Here is a 15,345-nt window from a genome sequence, read left to right on the forward strand (position 1 = left end):
TAAAACAAAAATAATAAACAACAATAAAAAAACTTTATTTTTTATTGAAAATCATATCAAAATCGGTGTATATTATTATGTAGGGTATATTATATAGCTTAAATATATTTGTTTATGAAAATCGAAAGGAGAAATTATAAATGGGATTTATAGAAAAAATGTGGGATTTAGCAAAACAAGATTTAAAAACAATTGTTCTTCCAGAAGGAGAAGAAGATAGAAATCTTGTTGCTGCTGGAAAAATAAATGATAATTCTCTTGCAAAATTAATTTTAGTAGGAAATGAAGAAAAAATAAGAAAAAGAGCAAAAGAATTAAATTCAAATATTGAAGGAGTAAAGATAGTTGATCCAGAGACATCTGATAAAACATTATTATATGCTAAAGAATTATATGAATTAAGAAAACATAAAGGAATGACAGAAGAAAAGGCATTAAAGATAGTTAAGGATCCTTTATACTTTGGAACTGTTATGGTTAAAGTAGGGGATGCAGATGGTATGGTATCAGGTGCTATACATACAACAGGAGACTTATTGAGGCCAGGATTACAAATTGTAAAAACAGCACCAAATATATCAATAGTATCTGGTACTTTTGTAATGCAAGTTCCTAATTCTGAATATGGCGAAGACGGATTGCTTTTATTTGCTGACTGCGCAGTAAATCCTAACCCAACGGCTGAGCAATTAGCTTCAATAGCTATTTCAACAGCAGAATCAGCTAAAAAATTATGTGGAATAGAGCCTAGAGTTGCTATGCTTTCATTTTCAACTATGGGAAGTGCAGATCATGAACTTGTTGATAAAGTAAGAAAAGCAACTGAAATTGCAAAAGCAGAAAGACCAGATTTAGCAATAGATGGAGAATTACAATTAGATGCTGCTTTAGTTAAAGAAGTAGCAGATTTAAAAGCTCCAAATAGTCCAGTAGCAGGAAAAGCAAATGTATTGGTATTCCCAGATTTACAAGCTGGAAATATAGGATATAAGTTAGTACAAAGGTTTGCAAAAGCTCATGCTACAGGTCCTATTTGCCAAGGATTTGCAAAACCTATAAATGATTTATCAAGAGGATGCAGTGCAGAAGATATAGTAAACGTTGTAGCTATAACTGCTGTTCAAGCCCAATAATATAAATGAATTAAATTTTATCTATAACATAGATAAATTAAAATATAGAGGATTTTAATTAGGAGGAAGATTCATGAAAATACTAGTAATAAACTGTGGAAGTTCATCTTTAAAATACCAACTTATTGATATGACTACTGAACAACCTTTAGCACAAGGTCTAGTAGAAAGAATAGGTATAGAAGGATCTGTTTTGACACATAAAGTCAATGGAAACAAATATGTTATTGAAGAGCCAATGAAGGATCATAAAAAGGCAATTGAATTAGTACTTAATGCTTTAATCGATAAAGAACATGGTGTAATAAGTGATATGTCTGAAATATCTGCTGTAGGTCACAGAGTTGTTCATGGCGGAGAAAAATATGCAGAATCTGTTCTTATAGATGAGGATGTTATGAAAGCTTTAGATGACTTTGTAAAACTTGCACCTTTACATAATCCACCAAACATAATAGGAATCAATGCATGCAAAGAATTAATGCCAAATACTCCTATGGTTGCAGTATTTGATACAGCATTTCATCAGACATTACCTGAGCATGCTTATATGTATTCATTACCATATGAATTATATAAGAGCCATGGTGTAAGAAAGTATGGATTCCATGGAACATCTCATAAATATGTATCTAGAGTTGCTGCTGATATGTTAGAAAAAGATATTAAGGATCTAAGAATTATAACTTGCCATTTAGGAAATGGGGCTAGTTTAGCTGCTGTTAAAAATGGAAAGTGTATAGATACAACTATGGGATTTACTCCACTTGCTGGTTTGACAATGGGAACAAGATGTGGTGATATAGACCCTGCAATAGTTACTTTCTTGATGAAAGAATTAAATCTTTCATTAGATGAAGTTGATAACTTAATGAATAAAAAATCTGGAGTCTTAGGAATATCAGGAGTAAGCAGTGATTTTAGAGATATTGAAGCTGCTGCAGCTGAAGGAAACGAAAGAGCAAAATTAGCTTTAGATATATTTAAATATAAAGTTGTTCAATATATCGGAGCATATACTGCTGTAATGGGTGGAGTTGATGCTGTAGTATTTACAGCTGGACTTGGAGAAAATGGAATTGAAACTAGAGAAGAAATAGCAAATGCTCTAGGTTTCTTAGATACTAAAATAGACAAAGAAAAGAACAATGTAAGAGGAAAAGCTTCAATAATAAGTACAGATGATTCTAAGGTTAAACTATTAGTTATACCAACAAATGAAGAATTAATGATAGCGAAAGATACTAAAGAAATAGTTGAAAAACAAGCATAAAATAGCAAAGCTATAATAAAATACTTGACTTTTTATTAGCATGTTTATATAATAGGTTGTGGCTAATGAATTCTACAATTTTGTAGGTATTTGTTAGCCCATTTATAATAATTGAGGTGTATTATGCTATTAGATATTTCTGATTTAACAGGTAAGAGACATACGCGAAAAGAAATCGATGTATCTTTTGAAGGCAATAATATTACATTTGAAGATGAAAAAATTGTTTTTGTAGAACCTGTTAATATAAATGGAACTTTTACATTAACAGGTGATATAATAAATTTTGATGGAACAATGAGTACTACATTAAATCTTGTGTGTTCCAGATGTCTCGAGAATTTTGACAAGTACATACAAGTTGAAATTCATGAGAAGTTTTCTAAGTTTAATCATAATAAAGATGATGATATTATCATTATAAATAATGATAAGGTTGATTTTTCGCCAGTCATTGAAACTAATATCATTTTGTCACTACCAATGAAAAAACTTTGCAGTGAAGAATGTAAGGGTTTATGTTCGGTATGTGGCACAAACTTAAATCATTCTAAATGCAATTGTAAAAAGGATGATGTTGATCCAAGACTTGCAAAGTTGAGAGACTTTTTCTCAAATAACTAAGGAGGTGAAAACAGATGGCACATCCAAAAAGAAAAACATCAAAAGCTAGAAGAGATTCAAGAAGAGCTCAAACTTTTAAGTTAGGCCTACCTGGAATTGTTGAATGTCCACAATGCCATGAAATGAAGCTTGCTCATAGAGTATGTAAAGAATGTGGATACTATGATGGTAAAGAAATAGTTTCAATTGAAAAATAGCAAAAAGAAAGTCATACGACTTTCTTTTTTTGAATTTAAATGAATTTAATCTTAATTTAAAAGAGAGGGAAAGAGTATGAAGATAGCTGTGGATGGAATGGGAGGAGACTATTCACCTCATGCAGTCATAGAAGGGTGTGTAGAGGCTGTTAAAGAGTATAAAAACATAGATATAGTAATTACAGGTCCCAAAGATTTGATAAGCCAAGAATTATCTAAGTATGAATATAATAAGCAAAAAATAACTATGCTAGATGCTAGAGAGATAATCAGCAATAATGAACATCCTGTAATGGCTATAAGACGTAAAAAAAATTCTAGTATATATAAAGCTCTAGAATTAGTTAAAAATAAAGAAGCTGATGCTGTTATATCGGCAGGAAGTACAGGAGCATTTTTAGCAGGAGCAACTTTAGTTATAGGAAGAATAAAAGGAATAAATAGACCAGCTTTAGCTCCTATAATGCCAGGCAAAAATGGTCCTTTTATGATAATCGATTGCGGTGCTAATGCTGAATGCAAGCCTATCAACTTAGTTCAATTTGCTCAAATGGGTGAAGTTTATTTTAAAAATATTTTAAATATTAAAGAACCTACTATAGGATTGATTAATATTGGCAGTGAAGAAGAAAAAGGAAATGAGCTTACAAAAGAAGCATATAAATTATTAAAGGAATGTAGTTTTAATTTTGTGGGAAATGTAGAGCCAAGAGAAATTCCTGAAGGGAAAGTTAATGTTCTAGTATGCGACGGGTTTGTTGGAAATACAGTGTTAAAGATGTATGAGGGAGTGGCTGGAACAATATTTACTAAACTAAAAGAAGATATAATGGCGTCTTTTAGAACTAAGTTAGGTGGGATGTTGCTTAAACCAGTATTTGTGAAGTTTAAAAGAGATTTTGATTACAAGGAATACGGAGGAGCAGCTTTTCTTGGTGTAGATGGTATATGTATAAAGGCTCATGGAAGTTCAGATAGCAAGGCTTTTAAAAACGCTATAAAACAGGCTATAATATTTTATGATAACAAAGTGATTGAAAAGATAAAGGTACATATTGAAGAAAAAATGGTATAAGGAAGTTGGAAAAATAGTATTATGTTATTGACGATGTATAAGTTATGTAATATTATCATATTGTAGAATTTGTATTGGAGGTGAAAGTGGTGGTTTTTGAAAGGGTAAAAAAAATTATAGCAGACCAACTTGGTCTTGATGAGAATACAATAACTATGGATTCATTATTTGTAGATGATTTAGGAGCAGATTCACTAGATGTAGTTGAACTTATAATGGCTTTAGAAGAGGAGTTTGATATAGAAATTCCAGATGAAGATGCAGAAAAGGCAACTAAAGTTGGAGATGTAGTGGAGTATATAAGTTCTCATATAGAGGAATAATATTTGATAAAAGTCCCGTTACTACGGGACTTTAAATTTATATAATTATAGGAGATGTTTTGATGAAAGAATCTAGAAAAGTTATCCTTAATGAACTAGAAAATAGACTTAATGTTAAGTTTAATAATATAGAATTACTAGATACTGCTTTAACTCATAGTTCTTTTGTAAACGAAAATAAGAGCATTATATCAAATGAAAGATTAGAATTTCTCGGAGATTCTATTCTTCAGTTATGCATATCGGAATTGCTTTATAATAAGTATAAAGATAAACCAGAAGGATTTTTAACAAAAAAAAGAGCATTAATTGTTTGTGGTAATTCCCTACACTATGTGGCTATGAAATTGAAAATAGGTGAATATATAAATATGAGTAAAGGTGAAGAAATGACTGGAGGAAGAACTAGGGTCTCAATACTTTCAGACTGTGTAGAAGCTATAATTGCATCTATATATTTAGATCAAGGATACGAGAGTGCAAAGAGATTTATTATAGATAACTTTCAAGAATTAATCGATAAAGCAGATAATGATGAAATAATATTAGATTATAAAACAAAATTACAAGAAACTATTCAAAAATTCGGGGAATATAATATAGAATATAATCTATCTGGATTCGAAGGCCCACCTCACAGAAGAAAATTTTTTACTGAAGTTATAGTATCTCCTTTAGTGAAAGGTGTAGGCGAGGGATACTCTAAGAAAGAAGCTGAGCAAAATGCTGCAAAAGAAGCACTAGAAAATTTAGGTGATATTTATGAATAAGTTACATTATATTATTCCTATTTTTGTACCTCATGAAGGATGTCCTCATGATTGTGTTTTTTGTAATCAAAACAGTATAACCGGAGTAACTGATAATAAGATTAATTCGCAAACTGTTGAAAATACTATAGAAGAATACTTAAGCACTATAAAAAGAGAAAATTCCATTGTGGAAGTATCATTTTATGGCGGAACATTTACAGCTATAGATATGGATAAACAAAAGGAATTATTAAGTGTAGCAAAACAATATAAGGATAAAGGTATTATTGATTTTATACATTTATCTACTAGACCAGATTATATAAATCATAAAATACTTAAGAATCTAAAAGAATATTCAACAGATATAATTGAATTAGGGGTTCAATCTATGGATGATGAGGTGTTAAAAAAATCTGGAAGAGGACATACTTCTAATGATGTAGTTAAAGCTTCTCAGCTTATAAAAGAATATGGATTTACATTAGGACATCAAATTATGCTGGGATTACCAGGAGATACATTTAAAAAGGATATAGATACAGCACGAAAAATTATAGAATTGAAACCTAATATAGCTAGGATTTATCCGTCCCTCGTTGTAAAGGATACTCCAATAGAAAGAATGTATAATGATAAAGTATATAGTCCATATACTTTAGAACAGGCTATGAACATAAGTAAAATAATATATGCTATGTTTATAGCTAATGATATAAGTGTAATAAGAATTGGCTTACAACCTACTGAAGAAATTAATTATGGTAAAGACTTAATTGCTGGTCCTTTCCATCCATCTTTTAGAGAATTGGTTGAAGGAAGTATATATAATGATATTATACATGAACAAATAAGGAATTATAAGAATAAAGAAATTTTTATAGTAATTAATAATAAAGATATATCTAAATTATATGCATATAAAAAGAAATTTTTTAACGACATAAAGGTTAAAAATAAAACAAATAAACTAAAGGTTTTACAAGATAATTCTTTAGAAAGAAATACTTTATCGTTGGAAGTTGATGAAAAATATAAAAAGATATCTATAAAAGAATATTTAAAGAATAAGTATAAAGAAGGAAAATTAAATGTTTTATAGAATATATTCCCTATGAAAGATGTAGTAATATACAATAATAATTTTTGTAGGGAGGATTTAAAATGGAAGTATTAAAAGTATCAGCTCAGTCTCAACCAAAATCAGTAGCAGGAGCACTTGCAGCAGTTTTAAGAGAATGCGGAAGCGTTGAAGTTCAAGCTGTAGGAGCAGGGGCAGTAAATCAAGCAGTTAAAGCATTAGCGATTACAAGAGGTTTTGTAGCACCTAATGGTATCGATTTAGTAGTTATTCCTGCATTCTCTCAGATATCAATTGATGGAGAAGAAAGAACAGCTATAAAGTTTATAGTGGAACCTAGATAAACAAAATCAAACCGTGGAAACACGGTTTTTTATTTTTATTTATTCTGTTTATTTATATGATAATTGATATTTTCAATGATATACTTTAAAATTATAGGGTACTATCGTAAATTTAAAATAGATTATATAGATTTTATGCTTTAGCATAAAATCTATCATACATATAAGAAGGAATTCTTCATTAACGTTTAAATTAGGAGAGGTATACATGCTTTTAAAATCAATAGAGATAAGAGGATTTAAATCTTTTGCAGATAAAACAGAGTTAGTTTTAAAAGATGGAATTACAGTTATTGTAGGACCAAATGGAAGTGGTAAGAGCAATATATTAGATGCTGTTAAATGGGTTTTAGGGGAACAAAGCATAAAAAATCTAAGAGGAGGGAAAATGCAAGATGTAATTTTTGCTGGAACAGAATTTAGAAAACCTCTTGGATTAGCTCAAGTAACCCTTGTATTAGATAATAGTGATTCACAGTTACCTATAGAATATACAGATGTAACCATAATGAGAAGGCTTTTTAGATCTGGAGAAAGTGAATATTATATAAATAATACTAAGTGTAGACTTAAAGACATTCAAGAATTGTTTATGGATACGGGTATCGGAAAAGAAGGATATTCTATAATAGGACAAGGTAAAATAGAGGCTGTTTTAAGTGGAAGACCAGAAGAAAGAAGAAGTCTCTTAGAGGAAGCAGCTGGAATTGTAAAATTTAAAACAAGAAAAGAAGAAGCTGAGAAAAAGCTTTATAATACAGAACAAAATCTTCAGAGGATAAATGATATTTTTAGTACATATGAGGAAAGATTAGAGCCTCTAGAAAAAGAAAGTGAGAAAGCTAAAAGTTTTTTGGAAATATCGAGGAAATTAAAGGCTAAAGAAGTAACATTAATTTTAAACAATATTGATGCTATAGAAAATAAAATTCATAAATTAAAAGCTGAATTGAATGATAATGAACTTAAATTAAAAGAGTTACATATAGAACGTAATAAATATAAAGAAGATTTACATATATTAAATGCAGAATTAGAGAAATTTGAATTAGAGAATAATGAGGAAAGAAAAGAGTATTATAATAGAAAAACTGAGAGTCAGAGATTATCATCAGAAATCGATTTGCTAAATGAAAGAGTGAAAAATTTACAAAATGCTACTAATAAGTCTTTAAAGAACTTAAATTATATTAAAGAAAAAGCTGAAATAGTTAATAAACAAAAGCTTGATGAAGAATCAAAAAATAAAGAACTATTAGAAGTTCAAAGTAATTTAGCTAAAGATATTAAAAAGCTAGAGTCATTAATTATGGAAAAAGAGATTTGTATAGAGAAGATTAATAATTTGTTAAAGAAAACAAAGTCTTATGGGATAGAATTAGTAAGTGAAATTACACAGAATGAAAATGAAATAACCATACTAAAAAATGATATATCCATGTTAGAGGGTAAACTCGAAGAGCTTCAAGCTTCAAAAGAGGCGTATATAAATTCAATTAAAATAAATCATACGACTAAAGAAGTACTTAAAAATGAAATAGTAGAGTTAGATAAAAAAATTAATAAGTATGAAGAAGAAATAAAAGAATATAAGAAAAAGATATCATTAGAAAATAGAAAGTTGACAATTAATGAAAATAAACTTAAAGAAGTTTCTATGAAGCATAGTAAAGCCGAAGCTAATTGTAATGCTCTAATTAATTTAGAAAAACAGCATGAAGGGTATAATAAGGCTGTAAAAACATTAGTACAGCACATTGAACAAGGGAAGATAAATGAAAATATAGAGAATGTACGTATACTAGGAGAAGTAATACAAGTAGATAAGAAATTTGAAATAGCTATTGAAGTTGCCTTAGGTGCGGCTATATCTAACATTATAACTAAAGATGAAGTGATAGCAAAAAAGTTAATTTCTTATTTAAAAAATAATAATTTAGGAAGAGCAACATTTTTACCATTAACTATAGTAAATGGTAAAAAAATAAGCCTACCAAATAAAATTAAAGAGTTAGATGGATATTTAGGCATAGCTAGTGAGCTTGTAAGTTTTAATAAAAAATATACAAATGCAATAGAGTATACATTAGGAAGAACTATTATAGCGGAGGACATGGATACTGCATTAAATATAGCTAATAAAGTAGATTATAGTATTAAAATTGTAACTTTAAACGGTGAAATTATAAATCCTGGAGGAGCTTTAACAGGGGGAAGCTTATATCATAAAGGTTCTAATATTATAGGAAGAAAAAGAGAAATACAGGAATTACAAGAGATATTAGTAAATTATGATAATGAAATTAAAAATATAAATCAAAATATAAATGAAAGCAAAAAAAGTATTAAAGAATTAGATGATAATTGCTTAAACTTAAAAGATGAAATTTACTATCAAAATATAGAAAAAACTAAAATAAAAGGGAAGATTAGTGCTATAGATAATGAAACAGAAAAATTAAAAAGAGATTTAAATATAACTAGCAATGAAATTTATATGCTTAGAGAAGGCTTAAATAATAATTTTAATGACCTAAGTTCTAAAGAACAAAAAGTTATAGAAATAAAGAGATTAGAAAAAGAAAACTTATCCGAAATTGAGAAATTAGAAAAACTTTTAGAAAAAGAAAAAAGTGAAATTAACAATGCTAATGAAAAAATTACTTCTTTAAGAATAAAGAAAGCTCAAATTGATGAGAATATTTTAAGCAGTAATAAGGAATTAGAACGTTTTAATAATGAAGTAAAAGAGTTGGAAGTACAAATAAATTCTATAAAAAATGAAATAAATGACTTTAATAATAAAATTCTTTCTTCAAAACATAGAATAGAAGAAAATGCAAGTAAAATAAAGAGTATAGCCTCTACTATATTAGAACTTGAAGAAAAATTTAAGGAAAGTGATGTAAAAAAAGCAAAAATTAAAGAAGATATAAAAAAAGTTACTGATAACATAGAAAAAATTGCAATTATATATGATAAAAATGAAAAGGCTAAAAACAATATACAAATTTCTCTTGCAAGATATGAGGCAGAAAAAGAATCTATATATACAAAGTTAAATGAAGAAATGGAGTTGACTTATGCCGAAGCGCTAGAAATTAGATTACAGGATGAAAATATTGAACAATGTAAGAAAGATATACTTTTATATAAAGAAGAGATATCAAAACTAGGAGTAGTAAATTTAGCCGCTATTGAGGAATATAAAGAATTAATGGAAAAATATAAATTTATGAGTGCTCAAAAGGAAGATTTAATAAAGGCGAAGGAAGAATTATTAAATGTAATTAAAGAAATGACAATTAAAATGAAAACTGTATTTCATGAAAACTTTAATAAATTGAGGAAAAATTTTAATGAAACTTTTAAGGAACTGTTTAAAGGAGGGAATGCTGATCTAATATTAGAGGATGGAGATGAATTAAGTGCTAATATAGAAATAAATGTTCAGCCGCCAGGCAAGAAGCTACAAAATATAAACCTAATGTCAGGAGGAGAAAAAGGATTAGCTGCTATAGCTCTTTTATTTGCTATTTTAAAAATGAAGCCTACTCCATTTTGTATACTAGATGAAATTGAAGCGGCATTGGATGATTATAATGTAGTGAGATATGCTGAGTTTCTTAAAAAATTCTCTAACAATACTCAGTTCATAATTATTACTCATAGAAAAGGTACTATGGAAGCAGGAGACATTTTATATGGAGTTACTATGGAAGAGAAAGGAGTATCTAAAATAGTATCTGTGGATTTAAGTAAATAATTATAAATAGGAAAGAGGAGATAATATGTTAGGAAATCTATTTGACAAGTTAAAAAGTGGATTAACAAAAACTAAAAATAATTTTACTGAAAAAGTAGCTGATGTTCTAAATTTAGCTATAAAGATAGATGATGACCTGTATGAAGAGCTAGAAGAAATATTAGTAACCGCAGATATAGGTGTTGAGACATCTATAGAAATTATTGAGAAAGTAAAAGAAAAAGTGAAAGAAAAAAAGGTAAAAGATCCAAAAGAAGTTTATACTTGTCTTAAAGAAGTTCTAATTGAGATTTTAGGAGCAGAAGATAATGCAATAAATATTGAAAGTACTCCAAAAGTATTTTTAGTAATTGGTGTTAATGGGGCAGGTAAAACTACATCTATAGGCAAGGTTTCATATAAGTTAAAAAATAAGGGATATAAAGTTATTATGGCAGCAGCTGATACTTTTAGAGCTGCAGCTATTGATCAATTAGAGGTTTGGAGTGATAGGGCAGGAGTAGATATTATAAGACATCAAGAAGGAGCAGATCCTGGAGCTGTAATATTTGATGCAATACAGGCTTCGAAGGCAAGAAAGGCAGATATTCTAATATGTGATACTGCAGGAAGACTTCATAATAAGAAAAATTTAATGAATGAATTGGAGAAAATTAATAGGATAATTGATAGAGAATATAGTGAAGCATCAAAAGAAACTTTACTTGTATTAGATGCTACAACAGGACAAAATGCTCTTCAACAAGCTAAGCAGTTTACAGAGGTATGTCCTATAAATGGAATTATATTAACTAAGTTAGATGGTACTGCAAAAGGCGGAGTAATAATATCAATAAAGCACCAATTAAATATTCCTGTTAAACTTATAGGAGTAGGAGAAGGAATAGAGGATTTACAGGAATTTAATGCAAAGGATTTTGTAGAGGCATTATTTTAAAAAGTGTTAAGTAAAAATACTTGACACATATAAAAAACTTTGATATTATATCTTTTGTCGATAGTTGGTGATTACATGGAAGACAGGATAAAAATATCCATACTTATGGATTATTATAAAGAACTTTTAACTGATAAACAAAAAGACATAATGGAGCTTTATTATAATCAAGATTTGTCTTTATCAGAAATATCAGAACTTACAGATACAAGTAGACAGGCGATACACGATTTAATAAAAAGATGTAATAAATTGTTAATAGATTATGAGTATAAGCTGAAACTTGTAGAAAAAAGTAATAAATTAAGAAAGGTTAAAGATATAATTATTGAAAAAATCAATAGGCTTGAAGAGCAAAGCGATAGCGAGACGTTTAAAAGTTCACTACAAGAAATAAAGAATACTATAGTTGAAAATATTTAGGAGGATTAAGATGGCATTTGAAGGATTAGCGTCAAAACTTCAAGATACCTTAAAAAAGTTAAAAGGTAAAGGTAAGCTATCCGAAAAAGATATAAAAGAAGCTATGAGAGAAGTTAAGTTAGCTTTGCTTGAAGCTGACGTTAACTATAAAATAGTTAAAAGTTTTATAAAAAGTACAGGAGAAAAATGCCTTGGTAAGGAAGTAATGGAAAGCTTAACTCCAGGTCAACAGGTTATCAAAATAGTTAACGATGAATTGAAAGAATTAATGGGAAGCACAGAAAGTAAAATGGAATTTTCTACTAACGGAGTAACTGTTATCATGCTGGTAGGACTTCAAGGTGCGGGTAAAACTACTATGGGAGGTAAACTAGCTCTTGAGCTAAGAAAAAAGAATAAGAAACCTTTATTAGTTGCATGTGATGTTTATAGACCAGCTGCTATAAAACAGCTTCAAGTAGTAGGAAAACAGATAGATGTACCTGTTTTTTCTATGGGAGATAAAGTAAATCCCGTAGATATAGCAAAAGCTTCTATAGAACATGCTAAAAGTAATGATTTAAATGTAGTTATTATAGATACAGCTGGAAGACTTCATATAGATGAAGATCTAATGGCTGAACTAAAAAATATAAAAAATGCTGTACAACCAAATGAAATATTATTAGTTGTAGATTCAATGACTGGTCAAGATGCTGTTAATGTTGCAGAAAGTTTTAATAATATGTTGGATATAACAGGAGTTGTGCTTACAAAGTTAGATGGTGACACTAGAGGGGGAGCAGCTCTATCCATAAAGGCTATTACAGGAAAGCCTATTAAATTTGTGGGATTAGGGGAAAAAATGAATGATCTCGAAGTGTTTCATCCAGATAGAATGGCATCTAGAATATTGGGTATGGGTGATATATTATCTCTAATAGAAAAGGCTCAAGAAGCTATTGATGAAGATAAGGCAAAAGAGCTAGGAGATAAAATGATGAATCTAGAGTTTAATCTAGAGGATTTTAAGGAGTCCATGGCTCAGATAAAGAAAATGGGACCTATGACAAAATTACTTGAGATGGTTCCGGGAGTAAATGCAAAGCAATTAGAAGGTATTGACTTAAGTCAAAGTGAAAAAGAACTAAAAAAAATAGAAGCAATAATTGATTCTATGACTGTAAAAGAAAGAAAGGATCCTGCTTTAGTTAGCAATTCACCTTCAAGAAAGAGAAGAATTGCTAAGGGTTCTGGAACTACAGTACAACAAGTAAATAAGTTACTTAAAGATTTTCAAATGATGAAAAAAATGATGAAGCAGATGAAAAATCAGCAGAAATCATTTAAAAGAGGAATGTTTGGAAAAATTCCATTCATTAAATAGATATATTATTTAAGGAGGTGAAATTAATGGCAGTAAAGATAAGATTAAGAAGAATGGGAGCAAAAAAAGCTCCATTTTATAGAGTTGTTGTTGCTGATTCAAGATCTCCAAGAGATGGAAGATTTATTGAAGAGATAGGTTATTATAACCCAGTATCAGAACCAAAGACTATAAAAATAGACGAAGAAAAAGCTATTCAGTGGATAAAGAATGGTGCTCAACCAACAGATGTTGTAAAGAGACTTTTCACACAAGCTGGAATAACTGAAAAGCTTTCTAAGTAATAACCAGGGGGTGTGGTAGATGAAGAATTTACTAGAAGTAATAGCTAAAGCTTTAGTTGATAACCCAGATATGGTTAGTGTAAATGAAATTGTTGGTGAACAATCAATAATTCTTGAATTAAAAGTTGCCCCAGAAGATATGGGAAAGGTAATTGGAAAACAGGGTAGAATAGCGAAGTCTATTAGAACTGTAATTAAAGCAGCAGCTGTAAAAGAAGATAAAAGAGTTGTTGTAGAAATTATCTAATTATATATAATTACTTTGGTTTAAAAGAGTTAGGAAATTCCTGACTCTTTTTTAAAATATTTTGGAGGGAGTATAGGAATATTATGGAGCAGTTTTTAACTGTAGGGAAAATAATAAATACTCACGGAATAAAGGGAGAAATTAAAGTATTGCCTGCGACTGATGATGTTAGGAGATTTGAACAATTGAAAGAGGCGTATATTGATAATAATTTGGTTCAAATTGAAGGTTATAAATTTCAACCAGGAAAAGTTATTCTAAAGATAGAAGGTATAAATTCTATAGATGAGGCTAAAAAGCTTAAAAATAAGTATATAAAGGTACAAAGAGAACAAGCAGTGGAACTTCCTGAAGATACTTATTACGAAGCTGATATTATAGGATGTATTGTATATGATGAAAATGGAGAAGAACTTGGGAAAATAGATGAAATTATTTATACAAAAAGTAACGAAGTATACTGGATTAAAGGAGATAAAGAATTATTAATACCAGCTCTTAAACATATAATAGTTAAAGTTGATGTGCAAAATAAAAAGATAATAATAAAGCCTGTGGATGAATGGCAATGAGAATAGATATTTTAACATTATTCCCTGAAATGTTCCAAGTTCTTAACTATAGCATTATAGGAAGAGCCATAAAAAACAATATAATTAATATAAATACTCATAATATAAGAGAATATTCTACTAATAAACATAAGAAAGTTGACGATTATCCTTATGGAGGTGGTGCAGGAATGGTTATGACACCACAGCCTATAGTTGATGCTATCAAAAGCATAAAAAAATTAAATAAAGGCAAAGTAATATTCCTGGGACCAAGAGGTAAGACTTTTAATCAAGAAATGGCAAAAAAGCTTTCTCAAGAGGATGAGATCATTTTTTTATGTGGTCATTACGAGGGGATAGATGAAAGAATTTATAAATATATAGATGAAGAAATATCATTAGGTGATTTTGTATTAACTGGAGGAGAAATGGCTTGTATACCAATTGTAGATAGCATTTGTAGACTTATTCCGGGTGTCTTATCTTCAAGTGAAAGTTTTATAGAAGAATCCTTTTATAATGGACTATTAGAATATCCACAGTATACTAGGCCAGAGTGTTTTGAAGGAGAAAAAGTACCAGAAGTATTATTATCAGGGCATCATCAAAATATAAGAAAATGGAGAAGAAAACAATCTCTTATCTTAACAAAAAAATTAAGGCCAGATTTATTTAATAAAATATCTTTATCTAAAGAAGATAAAAAGTTAATTAGTGAAGATTTATAGATACAGACAATTATATAAACAATTTATTAACAGAAGTTTCGCAGATTAAAAAATAAATAGGGCGTAGCCCCTTGATATGTAATGGTTTAGATGAATAATAATTGAAATATATAAATTCCGATTTTTACTGGAAAAAATTTAGGGTTTAAAAATGAAAACATCCTTTCTATAATGAATTTTGCTACAAACCCAATAGAAAGGATGTTTTGAGATGAACAAGCGTTATTTAAAACAAATG

General features: G+C 29.1%; 17 protein-coding genes. All 17 read left to right on the forward strand.

Translation table 11 applies throughout. The features are described 5' to 3' along the window. Positions 1–140 precede the first annotated feature (140 nt). Positions 141–1,133, forward strand: a complete 993-nt coding sequence (gene pta, locus CPAL_RS02335) for a phosphate acetyltransferase (protein WP_061857486.1) — start codon at positions 141–143, stop codon at positions 1,131–1,133. Between the two features lie 73 nt (positions 1,134–1,206). After that, on the forward strand, positions 1,207–2,406 hold the full coding sequence (locus tag CPAL_RS02340) for an acetate kinase (RefSeq protein WP_061857485.1): 1,200 nt from the start codon (positions 1,207–1,209) through the stop codon (positions 2,404–2,406). A gap of 123 nt (positions 2,407–2,529) precedes the next feature. Next, the gene (locus CPAL_RS02345) at positions 2,530–3,030 is read left to right on the forward strand and encodes a YceD family protein (protein WP_061857484.1); all 501 of its coding nucleotides are present in this window, start codon (positions 2,530–2,532) and stop codon (positions 3,028–3,030) included. Positions 3,031–3,044: 14 nt separating this feature from the next. Next, positions 3,045–3,227: a 50S ribosomal protein L32 gene (rpmF, locus tag CPAL_RS02350; protein WP_061857483.1), complete on the forward strand. Its 183-nt coding sequence runs from the start codon at positions 3,045–3,047 to the stop codon at positions 3,225–3,227. Between the two features lie 76 nt (positions 3,228–3,303). Next, the gene (gene plsX / locus CPAL_RS02355; RefSeq protein ID WP_061857482.1) at positions 3,304–4,302 is read left to right on the forward strand and encodes a phosphate acyltransferase PlsX; all 999 of its coding nucleotides are present in this window, start codon (positions 3,304–3,306) and stop codon (positions 4,300–4,302) included. 89 nt (positions 4,303–4,391) lie between these two features. Continuing rightward, positions 4,392–4,625 (forward strand): acyl carrier protein, encoded by a 234-nt coding sequence (gene acpP, locus CPAL_RS02360; protein ID WP_061857481.1) that lies wholly within the window; start codon positions 4,392–4,394, stop codon positions 4,623–4,625. 62 nt (positions 4,626–4,687) lie between these two features. Further along, positions 4,688–5,395, forward strand: coding sequence for a ribonuclease III (gene rnc, locus CPAL_RS02365; RefSeq protein ID WP_061857480.1), 708 nt, complete (start codon positions 4,688–4,690; stop codon positions 5,393–5,395). Then, on the forward strand, positions 5,388–6,479 hold the full coding sequence (locus CPAL_RS02370; protein ID WP_106024017.1) for an elongator complex protein 3: 1,092 nt from the start codon (positions 5,388–5,390) through the stop codon (positions 6,477–6,479). The genes rnc and CPAL_RS02370 overlap by 8 nt, the downstream gene beginning before the upstream one ends. 62 nt (positions 6,480–6,541) lie before the next feature. Then, the gene (locus CPAL_RS02375; protein WP_061857478.1) at positions 6,542–6,802 is read left to right on the forward strand and encodes a stage V sporulation protein S; all 261 of its coding nucleotides are present in this window, start codon (positions 6,542–6,544) and stop codon (positions 6,800–6,802) included. 208 nt (positions 6,803–7,010) lie between these two features. Further along, the gene (gene smc, locus CPAL_RS02380; protein ID WP_061857477.1) at positions 7,011–10,568 is read left to right on the forward strand and encodes a chromosome segregation protein SMC; all 3,558 of its coding nucleotides are present in this window, start codon (positions 7,011–7,013) and stop codon (positions 10,566–10,568) included. 25 nt (positions 10,569–10,593) lie between these two features. Beyond that, entirely contained in the window at positions 10,594–11,505 is a 912-nt protein-coding gene (gene ftsY / locus CPAL_RS02385) for a signal recognition particle-docking protein FtsY (protein WP_061857476.1), read from the forward strand. A 75-nt stretch (positions 11,506–11,580) separates the two neighbouring features. After that, positions 11,581–11,928 carry a putative DNA-binding protein gene (locus tag CPAL_RS02390; RefSeq protein WP_061857475.1) on the forward strand — a complete coding sequence of 116 codons (348 nt, stop codon included), beginning with the start codon at positions 11,581–11,583 and terminating at the stop codon, positions 11,926–11,928. Positions 11,929–11,938: 10 nt separating this feature from the next. Further along, positions 11,939–13,294 (forward strand): signal recognition particle protein, encoded by a 1,356-nt coding sequence (ffh, locus tag CPAL_RS02395; protein ID WP_061857474.1) that lies wholly within the window; start codon positions 11,939–11,941, stop codon positions 13,292–13,294. A gap of 26 nt (positions 13,295–13,320) precedes the next feature. Continuing rightward, positions 13,321–13,578, forward strand: coding sequence for a 30S ribosomal protein S16 (gene rpsP, locus CPAL_RS02400; protein WP_061857473.1), 258 nt, complete (start codon positions 13,321–13,323; stop codon positions 13,576–13,578). 19 nt (positions 13,579–13,597) lie between these two features. Continuing rightward, on the forward strand, positions 13,598–13,825 hold the full coding sequence (locus CPAL_RS02405) for a KH domain-containing protein (RefSeq protein WP_061857472.1): 228 nt from the start codon (positions 13,598–13,600) through the stop codon (positions 13,823–13,825). 83 nt (positions 13,826–13,908) lie between these two features. Then, positions 13,909–14,397: a ribosome maturation factor RimM gene (gene rimM, locus CPAL_RS02410; protein WP_061857471.1), complete on the forward strand. Its 489-nt coding sequence runs from the start codon at positions 13,909–13,911 to the stop codon at positions 14,395–14,397. After that, positions 14,388–15,107 carry a tRNA (guanosine(37)-N1)-methyltransferase TrmD gene (trmD, locus tag CPAL_RS02415; protein ID WP_061857470.1) on the forward strand — a complete coding sequence of 240 codons (720 nt, stop codon included), beginning with the start codon at positions 14,388–14,390 and terminating at the stop codon, positions 15,105–15,107. The genes rimM and trmD overlap by 10 nt, the downstream gene beginning before the upstream one ends. Positions 15,108–15,345 lie beyond the last annotated feature (238 nt).

This window comes from Clostridium thermopalmarium DSM 5974, assembly GCF_002995795.1.
GTDB classification, from domain to species: domain Bacteria; phylum Bacillota; class Clostridia; order Clostridiales; family Clostridiaceae; genus Clostridium_H; species Clostridium_H thermopalmarium.

Bases quoted from the DNA above. Each gene is read 5' to 3' on its own strand.
- rpsP (WP_061857473.1), top strand. From the start codon at position 13,321: ATGGCAGTAAAGATAAGATTAAGAAGAATGGGAGCAAAAAAAGCTCCA.
- CPAL_RS02375 (WP_061857478.1), top strand. From the start codon at position 6,542: ATGGAAGTATTAAAAGTATCAGCTCAGTCTCAACCAAAATCAGTAGCA.
- CPAL_RS02345 (WP_061857484.1), top strand. From the start codon at position 2,530: ATGCTATTAGATATTTCTGATTTAACAGGTAAGAGACATACGCGAAAA.
- smc (WP_061857477.1), top strand. From the start codon at position 7,011: ATGCTTTTAAAATCAATAGAGATAAGAGGATTTAAATCTTTTGCAGAT.
- trmD (WP_061857470.1), top strand. From the start codon at position 14,388: ATGGCAATGAGAATAGATATTTTAACATTATTCCCTGAAATGTTCCAA.
- rpmF (WP_061857483.1), top strand. From the start codon at position 3,045: ATGGCACATCCAAAAAGAAAAACATCAAAAGCTAGAAGAGATTCAAGA.
- ffh (WP_061857474.1), top strand. From the start codon at position 11,939: ATGGCATTTGAAGGATTAGCGTCAAAACTTCAAGATACCTTAAAAAAG.
- plsX (WP_061857482.1), top strand. From the start codon at position 3,304: ATGAAGATAGCTGTGGATGGAATGGGAGGAGACTATTCACCTCATGCA.
- CPAL_RS02390 (WP_061857475.1), top strand. From the start codon at position 11,581: ATGGAAGACAGGATAAAAATATCCATACTTATGGATTATTATAAAGAA.
- CPAL_RS02340 (WP_061857485.1), top strand. From the start codon at position 1,207: ATGAAAATACTAGTAATAAACTGTGGAAGTTCATCTTTAAAATACCAA.
- CPAL_RS02405 (WP_061857472.1), top strand. From the start codon at position 13,598: ATGAAGAATTTACTAGAAGTAATAGCTAAAGCTTTAGTTGATAACCCA.
- pta (WP_061857486.1), top strand. From the start codon at position 141: ATGGGATTTATAGAAAAAATGTGGGATTTAGCAAAACAAGATTTAAAA.
- rnc (WP_061857480.1), top strand. From the start codon at position 4,688: ATGAAAGAATCTAGAAAAGTTATCCTTAATGAACTAGAAAATAGACTT.
- CPAL_RS02370 (WP_106024017.1), top strand. From the start codon at position 5,388: ATGAATAAGTTACATTATATTATTCCTATTTTTGTACCTCATGAAGGA.
- ftsY (WP_061857476.1), top strand. From the start codon at position 10,594: ATGTTAGGAAATCTATTTGACAAGTTAAAAAGTGGATTAACAAAAACT.
- rimM (WP_061857471.1), top strand. From the start codon at position 13,909: ATGGAGCAGTTTTTAACTGTAGGGAAAATAATAAATACTCACGGAATA.